Annotated in this window: 23 protein-coding genes; 4 read left to right on the top strand and 19 right to left on the bottom strand. The window is 62.0% G+C overall.

The genetic code is table 11. The features are described from left to right. Nucleotides 1–9: 9 nt before the first annotated feature. From tal to pgl, 4 genes are all read left to right on the top strand, one after another. Nucleotides 10–1,098, top strand: coding sequence for a transaldolase (gene tal / locus HMPREF2807_RS08270; protein WP_049157451.1), 1,089 nt, complete (start codon nt 10–12; stop codon nt 1,096–1,098). A 209-nt stretch (nt 1,099–1,307) separates the two neighbouring features. Further along, nucleotides 1,308–2,759, top strand: a complete 1,452-nt coding sequence (gene zwf / locus HMPREF2807_RS08265) for a glucose-6-phosphate dehydrogenase (protein ID WP_369816149.1) — start codon at nt 1,308–1,310, stop codon at nt 2,757–2,759. 21 nt (nt 2,760–2,780) lie between these two features. Then, nucleotides 2,781–3,713: a glucose-6-phosphate dehydrogenase assembly protein OpcA gene (locus HMPREF2807_RS08260; protein WP_046649108.1), complete on the top strand. Its 933-nt coding sequence runs from the start codon at nt 2,781–2,783 to the stop codon at nt 3,711–3,713. Nucleotides 3,714–3,768: 55 nt separating this feature from the next. Next, nucleotides 3,769–4,530 (top strand): 6-phosphogluconolactonase, encoded by a 762-nt coding sequence (gene pgl, locus HMPREF2807_RS08255; RefSeq protein ID WP_046649107.1) that lies wholly within the window; start codon nt 3,769–3,771, stop codon nt 4,528–4,530. A 119-nt stretch (nt 4,531–4,649) separates the two neighbouring features. Here the strand turns inward: pgl and secG are convergent, their stop codons facing one another. From secG to metK, 19 genes are all read right to left on the bottom strand, one after another. Beyond that, nucleotides 4,650–4,883: a preprotein translocase subunit SecG gene (gene secG, locus HMPREF2807_RS08250; RefSeq protein WP_046649106.1), complete on the bottom strand. Its 234-nt coding sequence runs from the start codon at nt 4,881–4,883 to the stop codon at nt 4,650–4,652. Between the two features lie 182 nt (nt 4,884–5,065). Then, nucleotides 5,066–5,845, bottom strand: coding sequence for a triose-phosphate isomerase (gene tpiA, locus HMPREF2807_RS08245; RefSeq protein ID WP_046649105.1), 780 nt, complete (start codon nt 5,843–5,845; stop codon nt 5,066–5,068). A gap of 44 nt (nt 5,846–5,889) precedes the next feature. Continuing rightward, complete coding sequence (gene pgk / locus HMPREF2807_RS08240) at nt 5,890–7,107, bottom strand: phosphoglycerate kinase (protein ID WP_046649104.1); 1,218 nt, start codon at nt 7,105–7,107, stop codon at nt 5,890–5,892. 207 nt (nt 7,108–7,314) lie between these two features. Continuing rightward, the gene (gene gap, locus HMPREF2807_RS08235) at nt 7,315–8,322 is read right to left on the bottom strand and encodes a type I glyceraldehyde-3-phosphate dehydrogenase (protein WP_070511751.1); all 1,008 of its coding nucleotides are present in this window, start codon (nt 8,320–8,322) and stop codon (nt 7,315–7,317) included. 443 nt (nt 8,323–8,765) lie between these two features. Continuing rightward, nucleotides 8,766–9,755, bottom strand: coding sequence for a DNA-binding protein WhiA (gene whiA, locus HMPREF2807_RS08230; RefSeq protein ID WP_046649102.1), 990 nt, complete (start codon nt 9,753–9,755; stop codon nt 8,766–8,768). A 101-nt stretch (nt 9,756–9,856) separates the two neighbouring features. Further along, on the bottom strand, nt 9,857–10,855 hold the full coding sequence (gene yvcK, locus HMPREF2807_RS08225) for a gluconeogenesis factor YvcK family protein (protein WP_049157461.1): 999 nt from the start codon (nt 10,853–10,855) through the stop codon (nt 9,857–9,859). Between the two features lie 87 nt (nt 10,856–10,942). Then, nucleotides 10,943–11,824 carry an RNase adapter RapZ gene (gene rapZ, locus HMPREF2807_RS08220; RefSeq protein WP_070511748.1) on the bottom strand — a complete coding sequence of 294 codons (882 nt, stop codon included), beginning with the start codon at nt 11,822–11,824 and terminating at the stop codon, nt 10,943–10,945. A 62-nt stretch (nt 11,825–11,886) separates the two neighbouring features. Continuing rightward, nucleotides 11,887–13,941: an excinuclease ABC subunit UvrC gene (uvrC, locus tag HMPREF2807_RS08215; protein WP_070511746.1), complete on the bottom strand. Its 2,055-nt coding sequence runs from the start codon at nt 13,939–13,941 to the stop codon at nt 11,887–11,889. Continuing rightward, nucleotides 13,941–14,567 carry a PH domain-containing protein gene (locus tag HMPREF2807_RS08210; protein WP_049157463.1) on the bottom strand — a complete coding sequence of 209 codons (627 nt, stop codon included), beginning with the start codon at nt 14,565–14,567 and terminating at the stop codon, nt 13,941–13,943. The genes uvrC and HMPREF2807_RS08210 overlap by 1 nt, the downstream gene beginning before the upstream one ends. 85 nt (nt 14,568–14,652) lie before the next feature. Continuing rightward, nucleotides 14,653–15,135, bottom strand: a complete 483-nt coding sequence (gene ribH / locus HMPREF2807_RS08205) for a 6,7-dimethyl-8-ribityllumazine synthase (protein ID WP_049157464.1) — start codon at nt 15,133–15,135, stop codon at nt 14,653–14,655. Between the two features lie 74 nt (nt 15,136–15,209). Continuing rightward, nucleotides 15,210–16,472, bottom strand: a complete 1,263-nt coding sequence (locus HMPREF2807_RS08200) for a bifunctional 3,4-dihydroxy-2-butanone-4-phosphate synthase/GTP cyclohydrolase II (protein WP_046649096.1) — start codon at nt 16,470–16,472, stop codon at nt 15,210–15,212. An 11-nt stretch (nt 16,473–16,483) separates the two neighbouring features. Then, on the bottom strand, nt 16,484–17,122 hold the full coding sequence (locus tag HMPREF2807_RS08195) for a riboflavin synthase (protein WP_070511741.1): 639 nt from the start codon (nt 17,120–17,122) through the stop codon (nt 16,484–16,486). 25 nt (nt 17,123–17,147) lie between these two features. Then, nucleotides 17,148–18,173 carry a bifunctional diaminohydroxyphosphoribosylaminopyrimidine deaminase/5-amino-6-(5-phosphoribosylamino)uracil reductase RibD gene (gene ribD, locus HMPREF2807_RS08190; protein WP_082254479.1) on the bottom strand — a complete coding sequence of 342 codons (1,026 nt, stop codon included), beginning with the start codon at nt 18,171–18,173 and terminating at the stop codon, nt 17,148–17,150. Further along, nucleotides 18,170–18,847 (bottom strand): ribulose-phosphate 3-epimerase, encoded by a 678-nt coding sequence (gene rpe / locus HMPREF2807_RS08185; RefSeq protein ID WP_070511738.1) that lies wholly within the window; start codon nt 18,845–18,847, stop codon nt 18,170–18,172. Before rpe ends, ribD begins: the two co-directional genes overlap by 4 nt. Nucleotides 18,848–18,875: 28 nt before the next feature. Continuing rightward, nucleotides 18,876–20,510 carry an RsmB/NOP family class I SAM-dependent RNA methyltransferase gene (locus tag HMPREF2807_RS08180; RefSeq protein ID WP_070511734.1) on the bottom strand — a complete coding sequence of 545 codons (1,635 nt, stop codon included), beginning with the start codon at nt 20,508–20,510 and terminating at the stop codon, nt 18,876–18,878. Beyond that, nucleotides 20,507–21,508, bottom strand: a complete 1,002-nt coding sequence (gene fmt, locus HMPREF2807_RS08175) for a methionyl-tRNA formyltransferase (RefSeq protein WP_070511731.1) — start codon at nt 21,506–21,508, stop codon at nt 20,507–20,509. Before fmt ends, HMPREF2807_RS08180 begins: the two co-directional genes overlap by 4 nt. Nucleotides 21,509–21,561: 53 nt before the next feature. After that, on the bottom strand, nt 21,562–22,071 hold the full coding sequence (def, locus tag HMPREF2807_RS08170) for a peptide deformylase (protein ID WP_049157473.1): 510 nt from the start codon (nt 22,069–22,071) through the stop codon (nt 21,562–21,564). 127 nt (nt 22,072–22,198) lie between these two features. Continuing rightward, a complete protein-coding gene (locus HMPREF2807_RS08165; RefSeq protein ID WP_049157475.1) occupies nt 22,199–24,241 on the bottom strand; it encodes a primosomal protein N' in 2,043 nt (680 codons plus the stop codon). A gap of 11 nt (nt 24,242–24,252) precedes the next feature. Then, the gene (gene metK, locus HMPREF2807_RS08160; protein WP_070511728.1) at nt 24,253–25,476 is read right to left on the bottom strand and encodes a methionine adenosyltransferase; all 1,224 of its coding nucleotides are present in this window, start codon (nt 25,474–25,476) and stop codon (nt 24,253–24,255) included. Between the last annotated feature and the right edge of the window lie 65 nt (nt 25,477–25,541).

Below are 25,541 nucleotides of genomic sequence, written 5' to 3'. Positions count from 1 at the left end.
GCACACACCATGACACATATTGATGAGCTGGCCCGTCTCGGTACCTCGACGTGGCTCGATGATCTCTCCCGCGAGCGCTTGGATTCCGGCAACCTCCGCGAACTCCTCGACACCAAGTCCATCGTGGGTGTCACCACGAACCCAGCGATCTTTGCTGCCGCAATGTCCTCCGGCACCTCCTACGATGCCGACATCGCAGCGCTGAAGGAAAAGTCCGCTACCGCGGACGACGCGGTGTACTCGCTCGCCATCGACGATGTCCGCAATGCCTGCGATCTCTTCACCGAGATCTATGAATCAACCGATGGCCGGGATGGGCGGGTGTCCATCGAGGTTGATCCACGAATCTCAGCGGATGCGGAGGCAACCTTGGCACAGGCCCGCGAGCTGTGGTCCAAGGTCAACCGCCCCAACCTCATGATCAAGATCCCGGCAACCGACGGTTCCCTTCCCGCCATCTCCGATGCTCTGGCAGAAGGTATTTCCGTCAACGTCACCCTGATCTTCTCTGTCGAGCGCTACGCGCAGGTGATTGCCGCCTACAAGGAGGGAATTCAGCGCGCCGCCGAAGCAGGTAAGGATGTCTCCACTATTCACTCCGTGGCCTCCTTCTTTGTCTCCCGCTTGGACACCGAAGTCGACAAGCGCCTCGAGTTGAACGGCTCTGATGAAGCCCTCGCGCTGCGTGGAAAGGCCGGCGTGGCCAACGCCCAACGCGCCTATGCGCTTTTCCTGAAGGAGTTCAAGGACAACGGTAGCGACTTGCCTTCCGGTGCCCACCCGCAGCGGCCACTGTGGGCGTCAACGGGAGTCAAAAACCCTGACTACCCTGCCACCTTGTACGTTTCCGAGCTCGCTGGGCCGGAGACCGTCAACACGATGCCCGAGAAAACCATTGATGCGGTTCTTGCGCAGGGGAACCTGCACGGCGATACGCTGACTGAAGCTTCTGACGACGCAGAGAAGGTATGGGCACAGCTGGAGGCTGTCGGCATCGACTTCGCCGATGTTTTCACCGTGCTCGAGCAGGAGGGCGTCGACAAGTTCGTCGATGCGTGGGAGGAACTGCTTGCCTCGATGACAGACCGCCTCTCCTAAAAGAGCATGAGGTTTTAAGTGCTCACCATCGGCGCGCGCCACCAACGGCCATGCAACTGTGGCCGGCGGGGCGCGTGTCGCTATGCTGAGCTGTTGGACTTATCTCACACAGACCGAAAGGACACTTAGTGAGCACTACCAGCGCGTGGGTCAACCCGTTGCGCGACGCGAAGGACAAGCGCCTGCCACGTATCGCCGGGCCATCCGGCATGGTGATTTTCGGCGTCACGGGTGACTTGGCGCGCAAAAAGCTCCTCCCTGCCATCTACGACCTGGCCAACCGAGGGCTGCTGCCCGCCGGCTTCACGCTGGTGGGCTACGGCCGCCGAGACTGGGACAAGCAAGCCTTTTGCGACTACGTCCGCGAGGCCGCCGAGGCGGGTGCCCGAACCACCTTCAGTGAGCATGTGTGGGAGCACCTCGCCAAAGGAATCGAGTTTGTCCAAGGCAACTTCGACGACGCTGGCTTTGATAGGCTCTCCGCCCGGTTGTCTGAGCTCAACGCTTCCCGCGGCACCGGTGGAAACTGGGCCTATTATCTTTCGGTTCCGCCAGAGTTCTTCTCCGATATTTGCCACCAGCTAGAGCGCGTCGGCATGGCGGACAGCACGGAAAGCTCCTGGCGCCGCGTCATCATTGAAAAACCTTTCGGCCACGATCAGGCTTCCGCGCGCCAGCTCAATGAGATCGTCAATGCCGTCTTCCCGGAGTCTTCGGTGTTCCGCATCGATCATTACCTGGGCAAGGAAACAGTGCAGAACATCATGGCGCTGCGCTTCGCCAACCAGATCTTCGAGCCGATGTGGAACGCGCACTACATCGATCACGTGCAGATCACGATGGCCGAAGACATCGGATTGGGCGGACGTGCCGGCTATTACGACGGCATCGGCGCTGCGCGCGACGTCATCCAGAATCACCTCCTGCAGCTACTAGCCCTCGTCGCCATGGAGGAACCCTCCTCCTTCGACCCAGAGGCGCTCCAGGCGGAAAAGATCAAGGTGCTGCGCGCTACCAATGCGGTGCACCCGCTTAACAAGACCACCGCCCGCGGCCAGTACTCCGCCGGCTGGCAGGGCTCAGAGTATGTCAAGGGCCTGCGGGAGGAGGAAGGATTCGATCCGGAATCCACGACGGAGACCTATGCCGCGTGCACCCTCGAGGTTAATTCCCGTCGCTGGGCGGGCGTTCCTTTCTACCTGCGTACCGGCAAGCGGCTGGGCCGCCGCGTAACCGAGATTGCACTGGTGTTTAAGACCGCCCCGCACCAGCCTTTTGATCAGGGCCAAGCCGATGCGCTGGGCCAAAATGCCGTGGTGATCCGCGTCCAACCTGATGAAGGCGTCACCATGCGCTTTGGTTCCAAGGTTCCGGGCTCCACCATGGAGGTGCGTGACGTCAACATGGACTTCGCCTATGCCGAGGCCTTTACGGAAGAATCGCCGGAAGCCTATGAGCGCCTGATTCTCGACGCCCTCTTGGACGAGTCCTCCCTCTTCCCCACCAACGAGGAAGTGGAGCTGTCGTGGTCCATCCTCGACCCCATCATTGAGTACTGGTCCAGTATCGGACAGCCGGAGCAATACCGCGCTGGCACGTGGGGGCCGGAGTCCGCTAATAGAATGCTGCGCCGCCGGGGTCATTCCTGGCGCCGTCCGTAGGTCCTTAGGAGGAATGGCCTTATGATTATCCCCTTGCCCGATACGACGACGCGCAAGATCTCTAAGAAGCTTGTAGAGATGCAGGAGCACTACACGCTCACGACCGGCCGGGTCCTCACGCTCATCGTCATGACCGAAGAGGGCGATGACCTGGACAACCTGCTCGCATCGGTGCGCGATGCCTCCCACGAGCACCCTTCCCGTGTCATCGTCATCGCTACTGGAAATCTCGACGAGGACACTCGGCTCGACGCCGAGTTGCGCGTCGGTGGCGAAGCGGGTGCCTCGGAGATCGTCGTCATGCACCTGCATGGCGCCCTCGCGGATCAGGCAGAAGCGGTAGTGACTCCACTGCTTCTTCCCGATACACCAATCGTGGCGTGGTGGCCTACGGCATGCCCGCCGTCCCCGTCCTCTGTTCCGATCGGTGCGCTGGCCCAGCGCCGTATTACCAACGTTGCCTTCGGCAGTGGAGTCGATCAGTACGACCTCCACGTGCTCTCCTCTGGCTATAAGCCCGGAGATTCCGACATGTCGTGGGGTGCCATCACCCTCTGGCGCGGTATCGTCGCTTCGGCCCTCGACAGGTTCCCGCACGAACCGATCACCTCTGTGAAGATCTCCGGTGCCGAGCACCACGCCGCCGTCGACTTTGCTGCCGGCTGGCTTCTCGACGCCCTCTCCGTCCCCGTTACCCGTACTGTGTCGGACTGCGCGGCGGGTACCTTCCCGATTACCTCGGTGGTTTTCCAACGTCCCACTGCCGATGTTAGCGTCACTGTCGTTGACCCTGCGACAGTGAAGGTCAGTGTTCCGGGCTCCCCGGAATCACTCGTTAGCCTCGCGGTGCGTTCCGAAGCAGAAGTGCTTTCGGAAGAACTCCGCCATCTCGATGCGGATAAGACATACGCTCACGCTCTCCGCGCCTTAGCCCGCGTGGACTACAGTGTGTAGGCATAATCATTTCATCGTTTCCTAGTCTCATCATTCAGAAGGATCTTTCTGCACCATGGTCACGCTTCGCCGCGTTAGCGACATCGACGAGCTCATATCCTCCGCCGCACTCGCCTTTATTGAGACGGTTGCGGCGATTCAAGCCCCAGGCGGCGGCCTCCACAAGGATGGTGTCGCCCGCGTCGTGCTCACCGGTGGCGGAGCAGGAATCGGCATGCTGCGCGAGCTGGCACGGCTTCACGACGCCGCTCAACAGCAAGGCAGCGACTACCCAGCATTGGCTGTGGACTGGACGCGCATCCATGTTTTCTTCGGCGATGAGCGCAACGTGCCGGTAAGCGATCCGGACTCTAACGAGGGCCAAGCCCGTGAGGCTCTCTTGGCACACGTGGATATCCCGGAGCGCCACATTCACGGCTATGACTTGGGAGCCGTATCCATGGAGCACGCAGCACAAGCCTATGAGGGCGAGATCCGTGACTTTGCGCCGGAAGGCTTCGATATTCACCTGCTGGGCATGGGTCACGAAGGCCACATTAACTCCCTGTTCCCGCATTCAGAAGCGGTCTATGAAGACACCGACTATGCCTTCGCGGTCCACGACTCCCCCAAGCCGCCTTCTGAGCGCGTTACGTTGACTTACCCGGCCATCAACCGCTCCCAGCGCATTTGGTTCCTGGTTTCCGGTGAGGAGAAGGCCGAGGCTGTCTCCCACCTCGTGGCTGGCGCTGCGGCTGAGGACTGGCCGGCCGCAGGTGCTCAGGGCACTGAGGAAACGCTGCTGTTCTTAAGCGACGATGCCGCGCAGCGTCTCTAACAACAGCTCCCCGGCGGCTTCTCTAGGGCCGCCAATGAAAACTACAACGCCGCGTCCTTCACCTTTATTGGAGGAGGGACGCGGCGTTTGGCGTATGTGCGGCGGGGCCGAAAGACCTTTTAGCTATAAGCCTGCAGCAGGTTCAGAGCCACGATGCAGGCAAGCCAGATAACCACCATGACCACGGTGTAGCGGTCAAGGTTCTTCTCTACCACGGTGGAACCAGAGAGGTTGGACTGCACGCCGCCGCCGAAGAGGCTCGACAGGCCACCACCTTTACCTTTGTGCAGCAGCACGAAGATAGTCATCAAGATTGCGGCAATCACGAGGAGGATTTCCAGTGCCAAGATCATGAAGTAGTTCCTTGTTTACGCGTATGTACAGTGAGTATGACGCGCGTTAGTGAATCACCGTGGTGAGCCACCGTCACGCGTGGAAAAAAGGGCGCGAAGACAGCGCGCGCAATAATCCTCGATGATACACCACGTGACGGGCCAGAAACTATTCCGACCCGCCACGGCAGGATGCGGGGAGATTAGGCGCCCTGGGCGGCGTTAGCCGCCAGCTTTGCGAACTCCTCGCCCTTGAGGGAGGCGCCGCCGACGAGACCACCGTCAACGTCGGGCTTGCCCACGATCTCCGCGATAGAGTCCACCTTGACGGAGCCGCCGTAGAGGATGCGGATGCCTTCGGCAACCTCGTCGCCGCCGAGCTCGCGGACGAGCTGACGAATAGCTGCGCACACTTCCTGTGCATCCTCAGCGGAAGCAACCTTGCCGGTGCCGATAGCCCAGACAGGTTCATAAGCGATGACGGTCTTTGCCAGATCCTCAGCGGACAGGCCCTCCAGGGAGTTGCGGGTCTGGGTCACCACGTAATCGACGTGAGTGCCCTTCTCGCGGACATCCAAGGGCTCGCCGACACACACGATGGGGCTGATACCGTTGGCCAACGCCGCTGCGGCCTTTTCTGCGACGAGCTTATCCGTTTCGCCGTGGTACTCGCGGCGCTCGGAGTGGCCCACCACTGCCCAGGAGCAGCCCAGGGCGGAGAGCATCTTGCCGGATACCTCACCGGTGTAGGCGCCGGACTCGTGCTTGGAGATGTCCTGCGCGCCGTAGGTGAACTGCAGGTCGTCGCCGTCGACAAGCGTCTGGACCGTGCGAATGTCGGTGAACGGGACCATAAAAGCCACGTCGACCTTTTCGTAGTATTCCTTCGGCAAGGAGAAAGCGAACTTCTGCAGGGAGCCGATAGCTTCCTTGTGGTCGAGGTTCATCTTCCAGTTACCAGCGATAAGCGGGGTACGTGCCATGATTAGCCTTTCTCGAAGTCAGACTGTGTTGAGAGGATGGTTGATTAGGATTCCAGGACCTTGACGCCCGGCAGCTCCTTGCCTTCCAGGAACTCCAGGGAAGCACCACCACCGGTGGAGATGTGGGAGAAGCCGTCCTCGTCGAGGCCGAGCAGTCGGACGGAAGCTGCGGAGTCACCGCCACCCACGACGGTGAAGGAACCATTCTTGGCCGTGGCATCGATGATGGACTGCGCCACACCTGCGGTGCCCTTGGAGAAGGCTTCCATCTCGAAGACACCCATCGGGCCGTTCCAGAAGACGGTCTTGGAGGAAGCGATGACCTCATCGAACTTCTTCACCGATTCCGGTCCGATATCGAGGGACATCCATCCCTCCGGGATACCGTCGAGGCCCACAACCTTATTTTCTGCATCGGCATTGAACTCGGTGGCAGCGACGAGGTCGACCGGCAGGACGATCTTATCGCCGAAGCGCTCCAGCAGCTCCTTGCAGTTGTCGATCTGGTCTTCCTGCAGCAGGGAGTTCTGGACGTTGTAGCCCTGTGCTGCCAGGAGGGTGTAGCACATGCCGCCGCCGATGATGACGTTGTCGGCCTTACCGGCGAGCGCCTCAATCACACCAAGCTTGTCGGATACCTTGGCGCCGCCAAGAACAACCACATACGGGTGCTCTGGCTTCTCTGCTACCGCCGCCAGGGTTTCCACTTCCTTCTGCACGAGCTTGCCGGCGTAAGCAGGCAGGCGCTTGGCCACGTCGTACACGGAAGCCTGCGCGCGGTGAACGACACCGAAACCATCGGAGACGAAGGCGCCGTTGTCTGCAGCCAGGGCGACGAGTTCATCAGCGAAGGCGCCACGCTCTGCCTCGTCCTTCGAGGTCTCGCGTGGATCGAAGCGGACATTCTCCAGCAACAGGACATCGCCCTCGTTGAGACCGTTAGCGCGCTCGTGGGCGTCCTCGCCGCTGACATCCCCGGCGAGGGCGACATACTGATCCAGTGCCTCAGACAGAGCTTCTGCTACTGGGGCCAGCGAGTACTTCGGGTTGACCTCGCCCTTCGGGCGGCCCAAGTGCGCCGACAGGATGACCTTCGCACCGCCTTCAATCAAGGCCTTGATGGTGGGCAAGGAAGCGGTGATGCGGCCGGAGTCGGTGATGTTTCCTTCATCATCAAGTGGGACGTTGAAGTCAGAACGGACGAGGACGTGGCGGCCGGAGACGCCTTCTGCGAGCAGGTCGTCCAGAGTCTTGAAAGCCATGATGTTCTCCTTAAAAGTAGGTACTCAAGCTAAAGGTTAATGCTATTCAATGGGAAAGTGTGCTGGTTCCTTATAAACGACTATCGGCCCAGCGCACGCCACGAGATTATGGAGGGTGAGGCGTGGCGCATGGGCCGGTGTCTAGCCTGTGGAGCTGTCACAGGCGATCACAGCTTGGTTCACTGTGGTCATTCTAAAGAGTCAACTTTAGAGCTTGGAGGCAACCAGGGAGGTGGTGCGCACGAGCTGGCTGGTGTAGCCCCACTCGTTGTCGTACCAGCCAAGGACCTTGACGAAGTTGCCGTTGGAAACCTTGGTCATGCCCGCATCGAAGATGCAGCCGTGGGAGTCGGTGATGATGTCGGTGGAGACAATCGGATCCTCGGTGTAGCCCAGGGTCTCGCCGAACTCGCCGGTGGCGGCTTCCTTGATAGCAGCGTTGATTTCCTCAGCGGTGACGTCGCGGGATGCCTGGAAGGTCAGGTCCGTGGCGGAACCGGTGATGGTCGGAACGCGCATTGCGTAGCCGTCGAGCTTGCCCTCCAGCTCCGGGAGAACCAGGGAGACGGCCTTTGCTGCACCAGTGGAGGTCGGAACCATGTTGACGGCTGCGGCGCGGGCGCGGCGCAGGTCGCGGTGCGGGGCATCCTGGATGCGCTGGTCACCGGTGTAGGCGTGGATGGTGGTCATCAGGCCCTTCTCGATACCGAACTTCTCGTGCAGGACCTTGGCCATCGGGGCCAGGCAGTTGGTGGTGCAGGATGCGGCGGAGATGACGTTGTGCTTCTCAGCGTCGTACTCATCGGAGTTAACGCCGTAGACGAAGGTTGCGTCGACGTTCTTGCCCGGAGCAGAGATGATGACCTTCTTGGCGCCGGCCTCAATGTGAGCCTTGGCGGCCTCACCATCGGTGAAGAAACCGGTGGACTCGATGACGATGTCGACGTTGTGCTCGCCCCAGTTCAGGTTCTTCGGATCGCGCTCTGCGGAGACTGCAATCTTGTGACCGTTGACGGTGATGGACTCGTCGTCGTGCTCGATCTCACCGTCGAAGCGGCCCAGCACCGAGTCGTACTTGAGCAGGTTGGCCAGGGTTGCGTTGTCGGTCAGGTCGTTGACTGCGACGACCTCGAGGTCATTGTTGCCCTGTGCGACTGCACGGAAGAAGTTGCGGCCGATGCGGCCAAATCCGTTGATACCTACGCGAATGGTCACTGTAATGTCTCCTCAAATAATCGAGTGAAGTTCTATCGTGGGGGCTTCCGAGACTTTGTCTTTATAGGCAGTGCGGTGGACCGTCCTTGCGGCACCGTTGCCCTGCCACTTCCGTGACGTGCTCGGTGGTTTTCCCAACACGGCCGATAGTACCCACGGTTTGTGCATCCCGCAGTGCTCCTGCCCGTCCCCAACACGAGTGGTCGCACGAGGCCAAAAAGAGGCGTATAGTGGTTGGGCCGTCGCAGAGAATTTGAGACAACCCTCGAGCTATACACCTGCAGATATGCCCGTTTGTGTGGGATTATGTTGGGGACTTTCACTGCGGGGTGGGATATCTCACTAAAGCAAAAAAGAGCGGATTAATCCAAAAAGAAATGCGGCAACAGCCGCACGGAAATCGGGCGTGATACCCGGTCTAATGCCCGAACGGGCACGAGTAACTAGGACTCTTCGAAAAGATCCTCAGTGACGGCCTTCGTCGTATCTGGGACCCCAAGCTCCTTGGCACGCTTGTCCGCCATAGACAAAAGGCGCCGAATACGCCCGGCCACCGCATCCTTAGTCATTGGCGGATCAGCCAGGCGGCCGAGCTCTTCCAAAGAGGCCTCACGATGCTGCACGCGCAAGCGGCCGGCATCCGCGAGATGCTCCGGAACGTCATCGCCCAAGATGACCATCGCGCGTTCGACGCGTGCTGCAGCCGTCACGGCCGCGCGGGCAGAGCGGCGCAAGTTGGCATCATCGAAATTATCGAGACGGCGAGACGTATCGTGGGCTTCTCTCTGGATCCGCTTTTTTTCCCATGTCAGGCGCGTCTCTTGGGCGCCCATACGGGTCAGCAGCGCGCCAATGGCGTCGCCGTCGCGCACGACGACGCGGTCCGCGCCGCGCGTTTCCTTTGTCTTCGCCGCCACGCCCAAACGGCGCGCGCAGCCGACAAGAGCGAGTGCAGCCTCCTGGCATGGGCAGGTCACCTCAAGCGCTGAGGAGCGGCCCGGTTCGGTCAAGGAACCTTGCGCCAAGAAGGCGCCGCGCCAGGCTGCTTCATTATCGGCTACAGAACCGGAGATGACTTGTGGGGGCAAACCCACCACGGGGTGGCCGGAGCGGGTTACCAAACCAAGGCGTCTGGTCAGTTCCTTGGCACCGGTGGTGATGCGCACTTGCACGCGACTCTTCTTGGACGAAGCCGCAGGCCCAGCGACGTGGGTGCTGGCGGAAATCGAATAGAGCTCATCGAGTGCGGTGACGAGGCGGTTCGCTACGCTCTGCGACTCCAGTTCCACCTCGTACATCACGCGGTCCCCGGTGATGTGGAGTTCGCCAGCGAACCTGAGGATCGCGGCAACCTCCGCCGCGCGGGCGGACTGGCGCGGCACGGACACCGCCGTAAGTTCCTCCTTGACCTGATCGGTCAATGACGCAGACACCTCGTGCCTCCCCTTTCAACTCGTGGACGTAGCGCACCGCGCAGATTGGCGTGGGCGAGACGCGGCGGTGAACGATGAATGCCCCATAGTCTATCGCGCGCTTAACCGCGATGAGCGTCTGGGGCTCCCGCTGTGCCATCGCGATCGGCGGCATACTCGGCGTAAAGCTCGGTGAGCACCTGCGCCAGCTTGTCTGGGCAGTGCTTATTAATCGACCTTCCGTCCTCGTCGTATTGGCACACGTCTCGGAAGACTGCCGTAGCGCCCAGAACACTGGCGGCGCGCTGGACAAAGACTCGCTCCGACTCGTTCGGAAGCCCGGATGCGTCGACGATAACGCGGTCTACCCGCAGGCTCGGGGCGTGCTGCGCTAGGACATGCAGGTGGCGCTCGGCAGAAAAACCTTGGGTCTCACCCGGCTCAGCAGAAAGATTGAGCACCACCACGCGGAGAGCATCCGACGAGGTAATCGCGTCGACGATATCCGGCACCAGGACGTGTGGGAGAACGGAACTAAACCAGGAACCAGGACCTAGGGTGATCAGGTCCGCGTCGTGCAGCGCGCTAATGGTTTCCGGGTTGGCCCGAGGCTTCTCCGGAATGATGCGCACCCGGCGCACCTGCCCCACGGTCGATGCAACAGCCACCTGGCCGCGGACCGAGCGAATGATACGGGGGTCGTCGTCAAGCCCAGAAACATCCGCCTCAATCTCCAGAGGTAAGTTCACGGCTGGCAGTACCCGGCCGGCCGACTCCGTTAAGCGGGCAACGGCATCGAGAGCCGCCTGGAAATCCCCCAACACCTCAGTGAGTCCAGCGATGAGGAGGTTGCCCACGGCGTGGCCGGCCATCGCTCCGGTGCTCTGGAAGCGATGCTGAAGCGTCTCAGCCCACAGCTGGCCATCCTCCGTATCACTGGATAAAGCGGCGAGCGCCATGCGCAAATCACCCGGCGGAATAATGTCCATCTCGCGGCGCAACCGGCCGGATGAACCGCCGTCATCGGCCACGGTGACGATGGCGGAGATTGCCTCCGCGCCCGTGCGGCGAGCAGCGAGCAAGGTTTGATAAAGACCATGGCCGCCGCCCAGGCTAGCCATGTGGAGTGGGAGAGTCGTCACGTAAGTACTAGCTTTCAGTCATGTAATAAAAGGAATGAATACGAATCTTCTCGATACGTATCGCGCCTAGTCGCGGGCGATGTCTCGGTGCAGGGTGCTCACATCCAAGTCTCCGCGCTCGCTAAGGCGGCGGGCAATCTCTTCCGTGACGGCCACGGAACGGTGGTGCCCACCCGTGCAACCAATGCCTACGGTGATGAAATTCTTCCCCTCGTGGCGATACCCCGTGAGCATCGAGTCCAACATGTCGATGAAGCGCTCGATAAAAGGCTCAGCGGCGTCTTGGGACAGAACGTAATCCGACACCGGCTCATCGGTGCCCCGGTAGCCCCGCAGTTCCGGTACCCAATAAGGATTGGGAAGAAAACGGACGTCGACGACAAGGTCAGCGTCCCGCGGAGAACCATGCTTGAAGCCGAAGGACTGGAGCGTGACGTGCTGGCGCTCCCCACGCATGTCACCGAAGGCAGCCTCGATGGCACGGCGTAGGTCATGAACGGACAGGTTCGTCGTGTCGATGATAATGTCCGCACGCTCACGAATGGATTGCACGGCGGCGCGCTCGCGTTGGATGCCGGCCTTCAGTGTTTCACCGTCCTGCAGCGGGTGCGTGCGACGCACCGAATCGAAGCGGCGAATCAGCACGTCATCGCGCGCATCGAGGAAAAGCAGGGTCGGCTTCATATCCAGCTGCTCTAGTTCGTCCAAGGTTTCTGCCAAAGAACCAGGGAACATGCGGGAGCGTACGTCGGTGACCGCGGCGATCTTCGTAACTGGAGAATCCGGACGCGCACACAGCTTCAAGAGGTCAACGATGGCCTTCGGCGGGATGTTGTGGGCGACGTAGTAGCCCTTATCCTCCAACACTTTTGCCGCCGACGTCAGGCCGCCGCCCGACATGCCGGTAATCAAAATGGGCGGAGAATCAAACAACGTCATGGCCTCCATTCTTACCACTTAAGTGGTTGCCACGGTAGGAATCCTGTCTAGGAATACGGTGGGAATCCCTCCTAAGAGTCGTGAAGGTGATCAAAGACGGTCTGAGCTAGTTTGGGGCCGAATCCCTTCACCTCAGCAATGTCCTCCACGCTTGCTTCCTTGAGCTTCTTTACCGAGCCGAAGTGCTTCACTAGGTCCGTGCGACGCTGCGGCCCCAAGCCCGGGACCGCGTCGAGGACGGAGGAGCGCATCCGCTTTGAACGCTGCTGGCGGTGATAAGAGATAGCTACGCGATGGGCCTCGTCGCGCAGGTGCTGCAGTAGAAACAGCGCCTGCGAATTGCGCGGTAGAATCACCGGTTCGTCATCACCAGGCACCCACACCTCCTCTAGGCGCTTGGCCAGACCGATGAGTGTCACATCGACGATGCCGAGCTCATCAAACACAGCTTGCGCGGCTGCCACCTGCGGCGCGCCGCCATCAACGATGAAGAGCTGAGGCGGATAAGAGCTGCGTTTGGTCTGGCTCGCCGCCTCTTCGCGCACCAACTCCTCAGCGAAGGTGGTGTTCTCTAGCTCTTCGTCAGGCACCGCCCGCTTATCGTCATGGTGATGCTTAAACCGGCGGCGGGTGACTTCGGCGATGGAACCGACATCGTCCGAGCGGCCATCGCCCGCCGCTTCCTTGATGCGATAACGCCGGTAGTCGGACTTACGGGGCAGCCCATCCTCGAAAACCACCAGGGAGGCCACAACATCGGTGCCCTGAATGTGGGAGATATCCGTGCACTCGATGCGCAACGGCGCGGAATCCATGCCCAGTGCTTCCTGCAGCTCCTGGAGTGCGGCGGAGCGCGCAGTGAGGTCGCCAACGCGCTTGAGTTTGTGCTGTTTCAGTTGCTCTTTGGCATTGCGCTCGACGGTCTCCATCAACGCGCGCTTATCCCCTCGCTGCGGAACGCGCAGATCGATCTGGGCGCCACGCAGCTCCTCCAAAACGATCTTGACCTCATCGGCTTCGTCGGGCAGTTCCTGGACCAAAATCTCCCGCGGAATAGCGTTTCCACGATGCTCCTCGGCATGGGATTCCTGGTCCACTCCCCTACGCTCCAACTTCGCGTCTTCTTCAGCCTCTAGGCGCTGGCGTTCTGCCGCGTCAGAATAGAACTGAATGAGGAAGTTTTGGATCAAAGCCGGCAGACCAGGATCTGGCTCGCCTTCGCGCACCGCGTCAGTCGTTGCCTGATCTCCGGAACGCTCCACAACCCAGCCGCGCTGCCCGCGGATGCGTCCCGAACGCACATGGAAGATCTGAACTGCAGCTTCCAATTCATCCGAGCTAAACGCAATGAGGTCCGCATCCGTGCCATCAGGCAACACCACTGCCTGCTGCTCCATCAACTTGTCGATGGCACCCAAGTCATCGCGCAGGCGGGCCGCCAACTCAAACTCCAGGTTCTCCGCGGCCTCCTCCATGCGCTGCGTGACCCGCTTGCGAACGGGTGCGGTGTTACCGTTCATGAAGCTGATGAGTTGGTTAACCGTATCGCGATGTTCTTCCGGGCTAACGCGGCCGATGCAGGGGGCATCGCACTTGCCGATATACCCCAGCAAACAGGGCCGCCCCAAGCGCTCGTGGCGGTTGAACACACCCTTGGCGCAGGTACGCATGGGAAAGATGCGAGTGAGAAGATCCAGGGATTCACGCACCGCCCAGGCATGGGAATAGGGACCGAAATAGCGCACGCCTTTGCGGCGTGGGCCCCGGTAGAAAAACGCACGCGGAATGGTCTCCCCAACGGATACCGCGAGCATGGGATAAGTCTTATCATCGCGGTACATCACGTTAAAGCGCGGATCGAAGCGCTTAATCCACGTGTACTCCAGCTGCAGCGCTTCCACCTCGCTGGCCACCACGGTCCATTCCACCGAAGCCGCCGTCAGCACCATCTGGCGAGTGCGCGGGTGTAGTTGAGTGATGTCCTGGAAGTAATTGGATAACCGCGCCCGCAGGTTCTTTGCCTTGCCCACATAGACGACCCGGCGGTTCTCATCACGGAACTTATAAACGCCCGGATCTGTAGGGATGCTTCCGGGCGCGGGACGGTACTGAGAGGGATCAGCCACTAGTCATCCTGCGGCATGTAACGGGCTTCTAGGTCGCGGAAAGAGCGGACATTGGTGATCACGTCGTCCTTATCGCCCGACTGCAGGGCCCAGACCGGCACGTATTCAAAGTCCGGAAGCTCGATGCGCGCCATGCGGGAGCCTTCGGGGAAGGACAGTCCGTAGATGACCTGCCACGGGTAGAAACGGGTTCCCACGATATTGCGGACCTCCACCCCGTCGGAGTTCGCGCGCAGCCGCGGGCGGGTCAGCGCTAGCCAAGACAAAATGGAAATCACCACGCCGACGCCGGGGAAAGCGAACTTATCAATCGTCGTCACCGTCGCGCCGGTAAAGGACAGACCCACCGTAAAGCCCATGAAAAGGTGCGCGGCCATAACGAGAATGATCCAGATGATGGCCACCTTGCGCAGGTAGGGAGAGGTAACTTCATACTCCCAGGGCTTGGACGACGTCTGGGCGAAAGGATCCGCGCTGGTATAGGCCAGCATTTGCTCATCACTCATGCTGCGGCCTGCTTCCCCGGCCGCCATCGACGCAGCCGGCTGCGAAGAGGCGGAGGACTGGTTGGCATGGGCCGACTGTGCCCGCTCTTCGTTCCCGGAAGGCACCTGTGAGTCCGTCATCGAGTTTTCCATCTCCTCATCACTCCGCTGAAGCAGGCCACTCCCCCTGCCGGATACGCAAGGCGGCGTGGTTGCACTTGGCAGCCTACTTTTGGTTTGACTCGTTCAGTGTACGCAACGTGTGCACGGTTTCTAAAGCTGCGTGCATGGCCTCGGCGCCTTTATCCTCTTCAGAGTCCGCAAAGCCGGCGCGATCGACGGCTTGCTCATAGTCGTTGACCGTCAGCACTCCATTGGCCACCGGGGTCGATTCATCGAGCGCGATGCGCGTCAGGCCCTGCGTCACGGAATCGCAGACGTAATTAAAGTGCGGGGTGCCACCACGAACAACGCAGCCCAACGCAACCACGGCATCATGGGTGCGCGCGGCGGCTTGGGCCACGACGGGCAGTTCGAGGGCCCCGACCACGCGCAGGGGCGTGACCGCGGCGCCGGCGGCTTCGGCAGTCTCGAGCGCTCGACGATGCAGCTGATCACAGATCTCTGCGTTCCACGTTGCGGTAACGACGGCGACGCGGATACCTTCCCCGGAGACATTGTTCGGGGTGGGCAGGCCTTCCTTGCTCATAGTGTGCTCCTTGTGCTCAAAGCTTGATACTCAATGCGTGATGGTTAGGGGCGCTGAAGCGCTTCATCCCAACTCTAGGAGTGTTTCTGATCCCATTCGGCTACCTGGGGCAGATCATGCCCCATTCGGTCACGCTTGGTGCGCAGATAGCTGATGTTCTCCGCTGTGGCGGGGGTAGCCAGCGCTGTGCGCGCGGTGGCATCAATGCCGAAGCCTTGCAGCCCCTCGCCCTTGTGCGGGTTATTGGTCAAGAGGTTCACGGACTTCACGCCGACGTCGCGCAGGATTTGTCCGGCCACGGAGTATTCGCGTGCATCCTCCGGCAGGCCCTGCTCCACGTTGGCATCAACGGTATCGAGGCCTTCGTCCTGCAGACGGTAAGCCTTGAGCTTGTTGACCAGGCCAATTCCGCGCCCTTCCTGTCCACGCAGGTAGATGACGATGCCGCGTCCCGCTTCTTGCACCGCACGGAGGGATTCCTGCAGCTGCGGACCGCAATCACAGCGCTGGGAGGAAAAGACGTCACCTGTAAGGCACTCAGAGTGTACGCGAACGGGTACATCCTCGGCACCGGAATAGCTTTCCACGTCACCAACGAAAAGGGCGATGTGCTCGCGCTTGTCGACGTCATTCGAATAACCTACCGCGCGAAACTCGCCGTACTCGGTGGGCAGGCGAGTTTCTACTTGGCGGTGAACCTGCTGTTCGTTGTGGCGACGCCACTCGATGAGCTGCTCGATGGAGATCATCGTCAGCCCGTGGGCGTCGGCAAAGCGGCGCAGCTCCGGGGAGCGCGCCATGTCCGTGGGATCCTCTTCAGAGACGATCTCACAGAGCACGCCAGCTGGGCGAAGGCCTGCCAAGCGAGCCAGATCGATGGCGGCTTCCGTGTGCCCGTCACGTTCGAGCACGCCATTCGGGCGCGCGGCGAGCGGGACCACGTGTCCGGGGCGGGTAAATTCCGAGGGCTTAGAGGAGGGATCGGCCAACCTGCGGATAGTTTCGCAACGTGAGGTGGCAGAGATACCAGTGGAACCATTAGCCAGGTCCACCGTGACGGTGTAGGCGGTCTGCCGTACGTCCTGGTTCACCGCGAACATCGGGGGTAAGTTCAAACGCTCGCAGTCTTCTGGGAGCAGCGGTGCGCAAATGTAGCCGGAGCTGTAGCGCACCATAAAAGCCACGAGCTCCGGGGTAGCGAGCTCAGCGGCAAAAATGAGGTCACCTTCGTTCTCCCGGTCCTCATTGTCCACGACGACGACCGCCTTGCCGGCCGCGATGTCCGCGATGGCTTGGTCGACGCTATCTAAACTAAAAGCTGAATCTGCAGCGCTCATAAGGACTTACTCTATCCTTCCGTGCCACTGGCGGAGGCGTTGGGGTGAACCATTTTCTCCACATACTTTGCAACCACGTCTACCTCGAGGTTGACGCGAACACCTGGCGCCATCGAACCAAACACGGTATCGCGCAGCGTGGTGGGAATGAGAGAGACTTCGAAATAGCTCTCCGCGTCGGGCTCTCCCTGCCCGTCTGACAAGGCCGATACCGTCAGGGAGGTTCCCTGCACCGCGATCGAACCCTTCTCCACCACGTAGCGCTCCAGCTCGGCCGGCAGGCTAAAGCGCAGCACCTCCCAGTGCTCCGACGGCGTGCGGCTCAGCAAGGTCCCGGTGCCATCGACGTGCCCTTGCACAATGTGGCCACCCAAGCGCGTCGTCGGGAGCACCGCACGCTCGAGGTTGACCGGCGCGCCCACTTCGAGTTCGCCGAGGGAACTCCGGTTCAAAGACTCCTTCATGACATCTGCGGTGAAGGTTCCTTCTCCCAACTCAGCAACGGTCAGGCACACGCCGTTGACCGCGATGGAATCTCCCAGTTGGGCGTCCCCCAGCACGATGGTTGCGGCGATGCCGAGGCGCACGGCATCACCCTGCAGCTCCACGCTATCGACGTGGCCAATTTCTTCAACGAGTCCAGTAAACATAGCCAGCACTCCCCTTCCCTATCTTTTAACCTTTGAGCTTTATATATTCCACGAGCAGGTCCTCGCCTAGCTCGGTAACCGCCACGCGCTGCCACCTCTCAGCCTGGGCCAGATTCTGGGACAGTGCACGGGTGAGAACTCCTCTGCCCTCGCCGAGAATGACGTTGCCCAGGTAGGCCTGAATACGCTCGATGTAGCCCAACTCCATGAAGCTGGTGGCTAGCCCTGCGCCGCCTTCGACAAGGATGTCTCGCGCGCCGCTGGCGTACAGCTGATCTAGTGCCTCCTGCGGCGTGGAATAGTGCTCGAAGCCTAGCTCGACCAGGTTACTAGCCCCGCCCCGGCTAACATCGCGGGAACCGATGACAACGCGCCGCGGTTGCCGCTCACGCAATGAACCATCGGGGTAGCGCGCGGTCAGCGATGGATTATCCGCTAACGCCGTGGCCGTTCCGATAAGGATGGCATCGCGCTGAGCTCTATCACGATGCACGTGCTCGCGGGCCCGCTCTCCGGTAATCCACTGGCTACTGCCATCCGCGGCAGCGGTGAAACCATCCAGGCTTTGTGCAAATTTGAGCGTGACGTGCGGGCGGCCGAGACTCACCGCGCTCAACCACGGTTCGAGCGCATCGTCCACGCCCTCCGGCGGCGCGAGCTGTCCCACCGTGACTCCGGCGCGGCGCAGTGTTGCTGATCCGCCCCCGGCTTGTGGGGTGGGGTCCGGGTGGAGGTAGTACACGGCGGCCACGGAGGCATCGATAAGCGCCTGCGCGCAGGGCCCAGTACGACCCGTGTGATTGCAGGGCTCCAAGGTCACCACGGCGGTTCCACCGCGGGCCTTGTCCCCTGCATCGCGCAGCGCCATGACTTCAGCATGCGGCCCGCCCGGGGGCTGGGTGGCGCCGACGCCGGCGACCTGGCCGGCAGCATCGAGAATCACTGCGCCGACCGGCGGGTTCGGACTCGTCGTACCGCGAACCCGCTCGCCGGCCTCCATGGCGACGCGCAATGCTTGCGATAGGACAGCAGAATCGTGGCGTGGAATCACAGCGTGGCCAGTCGGCGCAGCTCCTCGACGGCCGCCGCCTTATCTGCTTGCTTGTAAATGGCCGAACCCGCGACAAAGGCATCACAGCCCGCCTCGGCGGCGGAGCGGATCGTCTCAACAGAAATACCGCCATCGATTTCGATGAGGACATCGAGGCCACGCTCATTGATGGCTGCGCGCAAGGTGCGTACCTTATCCAGCTGATCCGGCATGAAGCTCTGACCACCAAAGCCGGGTTCGACAGACATGACGAGAACCTCGTCGAAGTGCTCAAGGGCATCCAGCCAGGGCTCAATCGGGGTGCCCGGCTTGATCGAGAAGCCCGCGCGCACCCCTAGGTCCCGAATCCTGCGGGCCAAGGCGATGGCCGCGTCCTTGTCGGCCACGGCCTCGACGTGGAAGATGATGCAATCAGCGCCCGCCTTGGCGTAGGTTTCCACCCATTTCTCCGGCTCCTCGATCATGAGGTGAACGTCGAGGGTCTGCGAGGTAATCCCGTCCACCGTCGCGGTGATATCCGGGCCGAAGGACAGGTTCGGCACGAAGTGACCGTCCATGATGTCAACGTGGATCCAATCCGCGTTGGCCACTGCTTTGACCTCTTCGCCCAAGCGGGTGAAGTCGGCGGCCAGAATGGATGGGGAGATAATGGGAGCAGACGAGAGTGCAGACATGACACTCAGCCTAGTCCCTCACGCCCCGCTAGTCCGCTACTCGGCGGAGGACGGCGAAAAACATTGCATCTGTGCCGTGACGGTGCGGCCACATCTGGGCAGAGAGCTCGCTGCCGAGATCCCCCATGTCCGGAAGCACGTCGCGCGCATCCAGCTCCTCGACGCGGATCTCTGCCCCAACGCCATGGCGCTCCACGGCAGCGTCCACGATGCCCCGGGTCTCGCGCAGGTCGGGCGAACAGGTGGAGTACACCACGACGCCACCTGGGCGCACGAGGTCCAACGCGGACTCGAGGAGCTCGGTCTGCAGTGTGTTGAGTTCCGCAATATCGGACTCGGCTTTGCGCCAGCGGGCTTCGGGGCGGCGACGGAGTGCACCGAGGCCGGAACAGGGGGCGTCGACAAGCACCCGGTCAAAGCCTGCGTCGAGCCCCGGCGCACGACCGTCCGCACGGTGCACGCGGACAGGCAAGTCACCCACTGTTTTTTCCACCAAGGTAGCGCGGTGCGGGGAGACTTCTACGGCATCGACCTTCGCCCCCTCGACGCGAGCGATGGCACCCATCAGGGCGGCCTTGCCACCGGGGCCGGCGCACAGGTCTAACCAACGCCCGGTGTCCTCGCCAATAAGTTCAGCTTCCGTCACCGCGCGTGCGATGAGCTGGGAGCCTTCGTCTTGCACCGCCGCGAGTTTCTGGCGGACAGGCTCGAGGGAGCCCGGGTCTCCCTGCTCAAGGTAAACCGCATAAGGGGAATAGCGTCCTTCCTCGCAGCCGGTAATGAGCGCGAGTTCTTCGGCGGATATCTCGCCCGGTCGCGCTACCAGGTGCACGAGGGGCCGCTCAGAGTCTGCCTCGAGTGCGCGCTCCAGCTCCGCTGTTTGCTCGGCGCTGAGCGCGTTATCGTCAGCGGTGTCGAGGAGCCCCAACGCGCGGCCGAAGGAGCGGGCGATCCACTCGGGGTGAGCGTGGCGGAAGGCCAAAGCCGCGACCTCTCCGCTCGGAGCTAGCTTGTCCAGCCACTCTTGCGCAGGTGTGCGGGTGATAGTCCGCATGATGCCGTTGGCAAAGCCCTTGGCTTTCTCGTGGCCGGCTGCCTCCACGAGGCGAACGGTGGTATCGACCGCCGCGTGCGCCTCCACCCGGGTGTAGAGCACCTGGTAGGTTCCCAGTCGCAGGGCCGTGAGCACCTCGGGCGCAATGGCGTCGAGCCCGCGCGACGAGCATTCAGCGATGACCGCATCGAGAACGCCCTCGGTGCGCAGCGTGCCATAGGTCAGTTCCGTGGCAAAGGCGGCGTCGCGGCCGCTGAGCTTGTTCGCGCTCACGGCCTTCGGCAGCGTGAGGTTGGCAAAAGCGTCATCCGCCGCTACCCGCTGCAGTACCTCGAAGGCGACCGCGCGCGGCACGTCGACCCCGCAGCGTCGTGCCGCGGAAATCAGCGACGGGCTCTGGCGATCGTGGTGAGCAGTCTGGCGCTGTCCGCCTCGGCGGTCACGCTGCGCACCGGTGTTCTGATAGCCTCCGCGTCCCTTGTGGTCGCGTCCACCGCGCGAGTTTCCACGCTGTTGGCTGCCCCGCTGCTGCTTTCCCTTCTCTGCGCCTGTCCCCGCGCGCTGCGCCGAGTCCCCGGACTTGCTGCGGGACCTAAACCCTCCGGTCATGAGAACTTCACCTCGTCTGTGTCTGTGGAATCCGTGCCGCGAGAGCCTTGGCTAGCAAGACCTCGGCCCCAATCGGCGGCGTTCATCATCTTCTTGCCGGGCGGTTGAATCTTGCCCAAACGTACCGGGGAGCTACCGGTGCCGACCACGACGGCATTCTTGGCCACGTGCACTTCTCCTGGCTGGAGTGCGCGCACTGCGGCAGGCTCTGGCAGCGCCTCGAGTTCGGCGGGTGCCACCCTGCTTACAGGCCTTACCTTCAGGCGGGATTCCCCCATTAAGGTCCAGGCTCCCGGCCCCGGGGTATGGGCGCGGATGTGGCGATCAACGACGTCAGCAGGCAGGGTCCAGTCAATGCGGGCGTCGTCGGTCGCGATCTTGTGCGCATAAGTGGCCTCTCCTTCCTGCGGCTGCGGCGTAATGCTGCCGTCCTCCAGGCCATTCATAGTCTGGACTAGGAGGTCACCACCCGCGTATGCCAGTCGCGTGAGCAGGTCATCAGCGGTATCGGTGGGCAGGATTGCTTCCTCGATGGTGGCCAGGATGTCCCCGGTATCCAGGCCCTGATCGATGCGGAAGGTCGTGGCGCCAGTGCGCTCGTCGCCGGCCGCAATGGCTGCCTGGACCGGTGCTGCGCCGCGCCACGCTGGAAGCAGGGAGAAGTGCAGGTTGACCCAGCCGTGCGTTGGAAGGCCCAGCAGATCCTCGGTGATCAAGTTTCCGTAGGCCACCACCGGAATAGCCTCCGGAGCAATCTCCGCCAACCGCGCGCGCAGGGCGTCGCCGTCCTCGGTGCCTGGCTTGAGTGTGGTTGGCGTAAGAACCTCGATTCCGTGTTCCTGGGCCAGCGCCTTCACGGGACTGGGGTGCAGGGTGCGCCCGCGGCCGCGGCGGGCATCAGGACGGGTGATGACGGCGGCTATGTCGTGGTGTGAGGCAATGAGTTTCTCCAAAGCCACGACGGCGGGCTCGGGGGTTCCGGCGAAAACGATGCGCACAGTGGGTGCATGCCTTTCTCTCGTAAGGTTGATTGTTGATTAAAGTCTGACGCCTATGCGTTGAACCACTCCGACTGGCGGATGATCTTCATGGATTCCTTTCGCAACTCATCGCTCAGGCGCTTGAGGAACAAAATTCCGTCGAGGTGATCCGTTTCGTGTTGGATGCAGCGTGCCATCAGTCCGGACGCGAGCATAGACACTGGGCGGCCTAGGGGATCGAAGCCTGTAAGGCGTACGGTATTGAACCTTTCGGTGGGCTGGGAAATACCGGGGATGGACAGGCAGCCCTCTGGTCCCAGCTGAGTCTCTTCTCCCACTGCTTCCCACTCGGGGTTGATGATGGCACCGCGCAGGCCGTGCTGATAGTGAGAGCAGTCAAAAACGAAGATGCGCTTGGTCACGCCGATCTGGTTAGCCGCTAGGCCTACTCCCCCGGCGTCTTCCATGGTCTCCAACATGTCCTGAGCTAGACGCTCGAGCGATGGCCCGAATTCGGTGATCTCCTCGGCCCGGGTGCTCAGGACGGGATCGCCATAGAGGCGAACCTCGCGCACGGTCATAGTATGAACTCCTCGTGGTTTGCAGTCTTTCACGGTAAGCAGGGATTGCCATCCGTAGTGCTCCTGCACCGAGAATAGTTCACAGTAAGCAGTGCGTGCCCTCCAGGGGTGGGGTCGGCTGCTCTGTCTATCCGATGTTGATCGGGTCCACGGCGATGCGCAGAGGCAACACGTCCTTGCGCGCGCTGCGCAGCGAATTGGCCGTTCGCAGCGCCTGCCCAAGCTCCGAGCGCGGCCCCAATGGCGTGCGGATCAGCAGGCGCTGGGGCTCGCCGCCGCGTTCGTGGTCATACTCGCCCGGCAAGCTCACCCCGGGCGGCAGCGGGACCGGGCCAAGAAGCTCCGCGTGCTCCGGTAGTTCTGCCAGCTCCAGGAAAGCGTCGAGCGAGGCATCGGCACCGTCGACGGCCGCCATGTGCACCGCGGGCGGGAAGCGTACCTCGCGGCGTGCCTGCAACTCGGCCGCCGCGGCTCCCACCATGTCCCACCGGCTAAAGAAGCCCACGAGCGGGAGCTGCTCATCTGCTGCCACGATCACCGCTCCGCCCTGCGCAGCCGGGGCCACGAGGGTGGCTGCGGCAGCCCATGTGGTCAAGGTATCCTCCGTAGCTCGGAGATCCTGACGGCCCAGCAACGCCCCGGTTTCCACCAGGAGCGCAGCACCATAGTGCCCTCCCTCGGCAACGCGTGGCTCCGCGCCAGGCGTGGCAATCACCAGCGCGGGGCCGGCAGGGACCTCGTCGACGACTGTGGAGCCACCTGATTGGATAACGCGCGTGTTGGGAAAGGCGCGCCCCATCTCCTCGGCGGTGCGCTCGGAGCCCAGCACAATGGCCCGCAGCCGTGGGGAACCACACTCGGAACAGCGGTAATGGGCGTCGACACGCCCGCACCAGCGACACGTGGGAAGCGCGGCGGAATCCTGCGCCCCATCCGCCGCGCCACGGACAGAGGGCAAACCTAGTGGCCCGTTGCAGTGTCGACACCGTGCCGGGGATGAACACTGCCCACAAGCCAGAATTGGGGCGTAGCCCTTGCGCGGGACTTGGACAAGGACGGGTTCACCGCGGTCGAGCGCCGCCCGAGTGGCTTGAAAAGCTGGGCCGCTGACCGACGTCGTCCCGCCCTGCATGTGCCGCGCCAGATTGATACCGAACGCACCCACCGCAACAATATCGGGGCGCGCCGCTTCCAGGGCTTCCGGAGTTGGGAGAAGATCGTGTGCCCATCCCGACTCAACGAGCAGCTGCGCTTCGGCCGTGCGCGCGTGGCCAGCAAGGATAAGGCTGCATTCTTCCTGCGCGGAGCGCGTGCTCAATACCTCTCGCGTGTGGACGTAGGGCTTGAGGTTATCCACCAGGCTATCGTCACCGTCATTGAGGACAACGGCCAGCTTCAGGTTCTTTACTGGGGCGAAGGCCGCGGAGCGCGTGCCGATAACGATGCGTGCCTGCCCCGTCAGTGCGGACAGATAGCGGCGGTAGCGAGCCTGCGGGCCAGTACTGTGCGCGAGCACCGTGATCTGCTTGGCGGAGAGGTGCCGACGAAACGCCGCTTCCAACAGGTCAAGGTCACGCTGATCCGGCACAACCATGAGCACCCCGCCGCCTTGCAGCGCCACGCTAGCGCCCAAGGCCGCAAGCGCGCCAGCCCAATCTGACCCCGGTGCGATCTGCCACGCTGCCCGCGCAATGTTTCCCGTCAGCACCGAATCCACGAAAGACTCGCCATGCTGGTAGCTCGACCACGCAGAGAGATCCGGGTGCTCTGCCGTGCCGAGCTCCTCCCACGGTGTGGTGATATCCGCTTCTTCGGCCTTGGCATGGCGCGCCGGGATGGCGGTGCGAATGATATCGGAGCGCACGCCGCCGTAGCGGGCTGCAAGGGATTCGATGAGCGCCGCCATGGTTGGTGTGTACACCGCATAGGGGGAAATGACGCGTTCGATATAGCGGAGCGAACCGGAAAAATCAGAATCGCTGCTGCGCGAGAGCAAGATGGCGTCTACCAACCTGCCATTGAAGCGGATGCGCACGCGCACGCCCGGTTGCGCGGCGTCGGAATCCGCCTCCTCAATGAGGTAATCGAAGCCGCGGTCGAGGTGCGCTACCCCTAACAAGGGCAACACCCGCGCGACCGGTTGTTGGGCGGCGGGTGTCTTCTTGGGCATAGCGCCCGATTCTACAGGCCGGCAGCGCGTCGTAGGTCGACGGCCCGTGAGGTATCCTCCCACGGAAGGTCGACATCCGTGCGACCGAAGTGACCGTAGGCCGCGGTTTGGCGGTAAATCGGGCGCTGCAAGTCGAGCTCACGAATGATGGCGGCCGGGCGCAGATCAAAGACCTTGTCCACCGCAGCCTGAATGTCGGCGTCGCTCAGCCCGCCGTGCGCAGTCCCGAAGGTCTCGACGTAGAGGCCAACCGGCTTAGCACGGCCGATGGCATACGCCACTTGCACCTCGGCGCGGTCGGCAAGCTCTGCGGCCACGATATTTTTGGCTACCCAACGCATGGCGTAGGCAGCGGAGCGGTCCACCTTGCTCGGATCCTTACCGGAGAAGGCACCGCCGCCGTGGCGAGCCATGCCGCCATAGGTATCCACGATGATCTTGCGGCCGGTCAGCCCGGCATCACCCATGGGGCCACCGAGGATGAAAGAGCCAGAAGGATTGATGAGCAGCTCGGTGTCTTCGGTGTAGTACTTGCTCAAGTCGGCGTCGTTGACGACCCATTCGACGACGTGCGTGCGCAGCTGCTCGGCCAACCACTCCTGAGTTACGTCCGGATCGTGCTGGGTAGAGATGACGATCGTCTCCAGGCGCGTGGGTACATCATTCTCGTCATAGGCGTAGGTGACCTGGGTCTTGCCATCGGGGCGCAGGGAAGGCACGATGCCCTCCTTGCGCACCTGAGTGAGACGACGCGAGAGGTGGTGCGCCGTGGAAATCGGCAACGGCATAAACTCCGGGGTCTCGTTGGTGGCATAGCCAAACATGAGGCCCTGGTCACCCGCACCGTACTGGTCATCATCTTCAAAGGTACCGGAACGAACCTCGGTGGAGGCGTCCACGCCGGCCCCGATCTCTTGGGACTGCTCACCAATGGCGACGTTGACACCACAGGTATGGCCGTCGAAACCAACGTCGGAGGAGGTAAACCCAATCTCCACGAGGGTCTTGCGAACGATCTGCGGGATCTCTACATAACCGGTAGTGCGCACCTCACCGACGACGTGCACCTGCCCCGTCGTCACGAGGGTCTCTACGGCGACGTGGGCGTTGGGGTCTTCTTCGAGGAGGGCGTCAAGAATGGCGTCCGAGATCGCGTCACAAATTTTATCCGGGTGGCCTTCTGTTACGGATTCGCTGGTAAAGAGGCGTACCGCCTGTGCAGTTCTTTCAGTCACAAGTTTTCCTTAAGCTAGTTCTGCGCGTCGTGGGTGGGACAGCGCCTTGCCCACGCCTCGGCTGA

It is taken from the genome of Corynebacterium sp. HMSC074A09, from assembly GCF_001811545.1.
GTDB lineage: Bacteria > Actinomycetota > Actinomycetes > Mycobacteriales > Mycobacteriaceae > Corynebacterium > Corynebacterium hiratae.
The sequence above is the reverse complement of the archived record's forward strand: the minus strand, read 5'-3'. Positions and strand labels throughout refer to the sequence as shown.

Coding starts and splice junctions, on each gene's coding strand:
- HMPREF2807_RS08180 (WP_070511734.1), bottom strand. CDS start 20,510: ATGACCGGAGGGTTTAGGTCCCGCAGCAAGTCCGGGGACTCGGCGCAG.
- tal (WP_049157451.1), top strand. CDS start 10: ATGACACATATTGATGAGCTGGCCCGTCTCGGTACCTCGACGTGGCTC.
- secG (WP_046649106.1), bottom strand. CDS start 4,883: ATGATCTTGGCACTGGAAATCCTCCTCGTGATTGCCGCAATCTTGATG.
- rapZ (WP_070511748.1), bottom strand. CDS start 11,824: ATGGAGGCCATGACGTTGTTTGATTCTCCGCCCATTTTGATTACCGGC.
- HMPREF2807_RS08260 (WP_046649108.1), top strand. CDS start 2,781: ATGATTATCCCCTTGCCCGATACGACGACGCGCAAGATCTCTAAGAAG.
- pgk (WP_046649104.1), bottom strand. CDS start 7,107: ATGGCTTTCAAGACTCTGGACGACCTGCTCGCAGAAGGCGTCTCCGGC.
- ribH (WP_049157464.1), bottom strand. CDS start 15,135: ATGAGCAAGGAAGGCCTGCCCACCCCGAACAATGTCTCCGGGGAAGGT.
- HMPREF2807_RS08195 (WP_070511741.1), bottom strand. CDS start 17,122: ATGTTTACTGGACTCGTTGAAGAAATTGGCCACGTCGATAGCGTGGAG.
- tpiA (WP_046649105.1), bottom strand. CDS start 5,845: ATGGCACGTACCCCGCTTATCGCTGGTAACTGGAAGATGAACCTCGAC.
- yvcK (WP_049157461.1), bottom strand. CDS start 10,855: ATGGCTAGCCTGGGCGGCGGCCATGGTCTTTATCAAACCTTGCTCGCT.
- HMPREF2807_RS08210 (WP_049157463.1), bottom strand. CDS start 14,567: ATGACGGACTCACAGGTGCCTTCCGGGAACGAAGAGCGGGCACAGTCG.
- rpe (WP_070511738.1), bottom strand. CDS start 18,847: ATGTCTGCACTCTCGTCTGCTCCCATTATCTCCCCATCCATTCTGGCC.
- def (WP_049157473.1), bottom strand. CDS start 22,071: ATGACCGTGCGCGAGGTTCGCCTCTATGGCGATCCCGTCCTGAGCACC.
- pgl (WP_046649107.1), top strand. CDS start 3,769: ATGGTCACGCTTCGCCGCGTTAGCGACATCGACGAGCTCATATCCTCC.
- HMPREF2807_RS08200 (WP_046649096.1), bottom strand. CDS start 16,472: ATGAGCGCTGCAGATTCAGCTTTTAGTTTAGATAGCGTCGACCAAGCC.
- zwf (WP_369816149.1), top strand. CDS start 1,308: ATGGTGATTTTCGGCGTCACGGGTGACTTGGCGCGCAAAAAGCTCCTC.
- HMPREF2807_RS08165 (WP_049157475.1), bottom strand. CDS start 24,241: ATGCCCAAGAAGACACCCGCCGCCCAACAACCGGTCGCGCGGGTGTTG.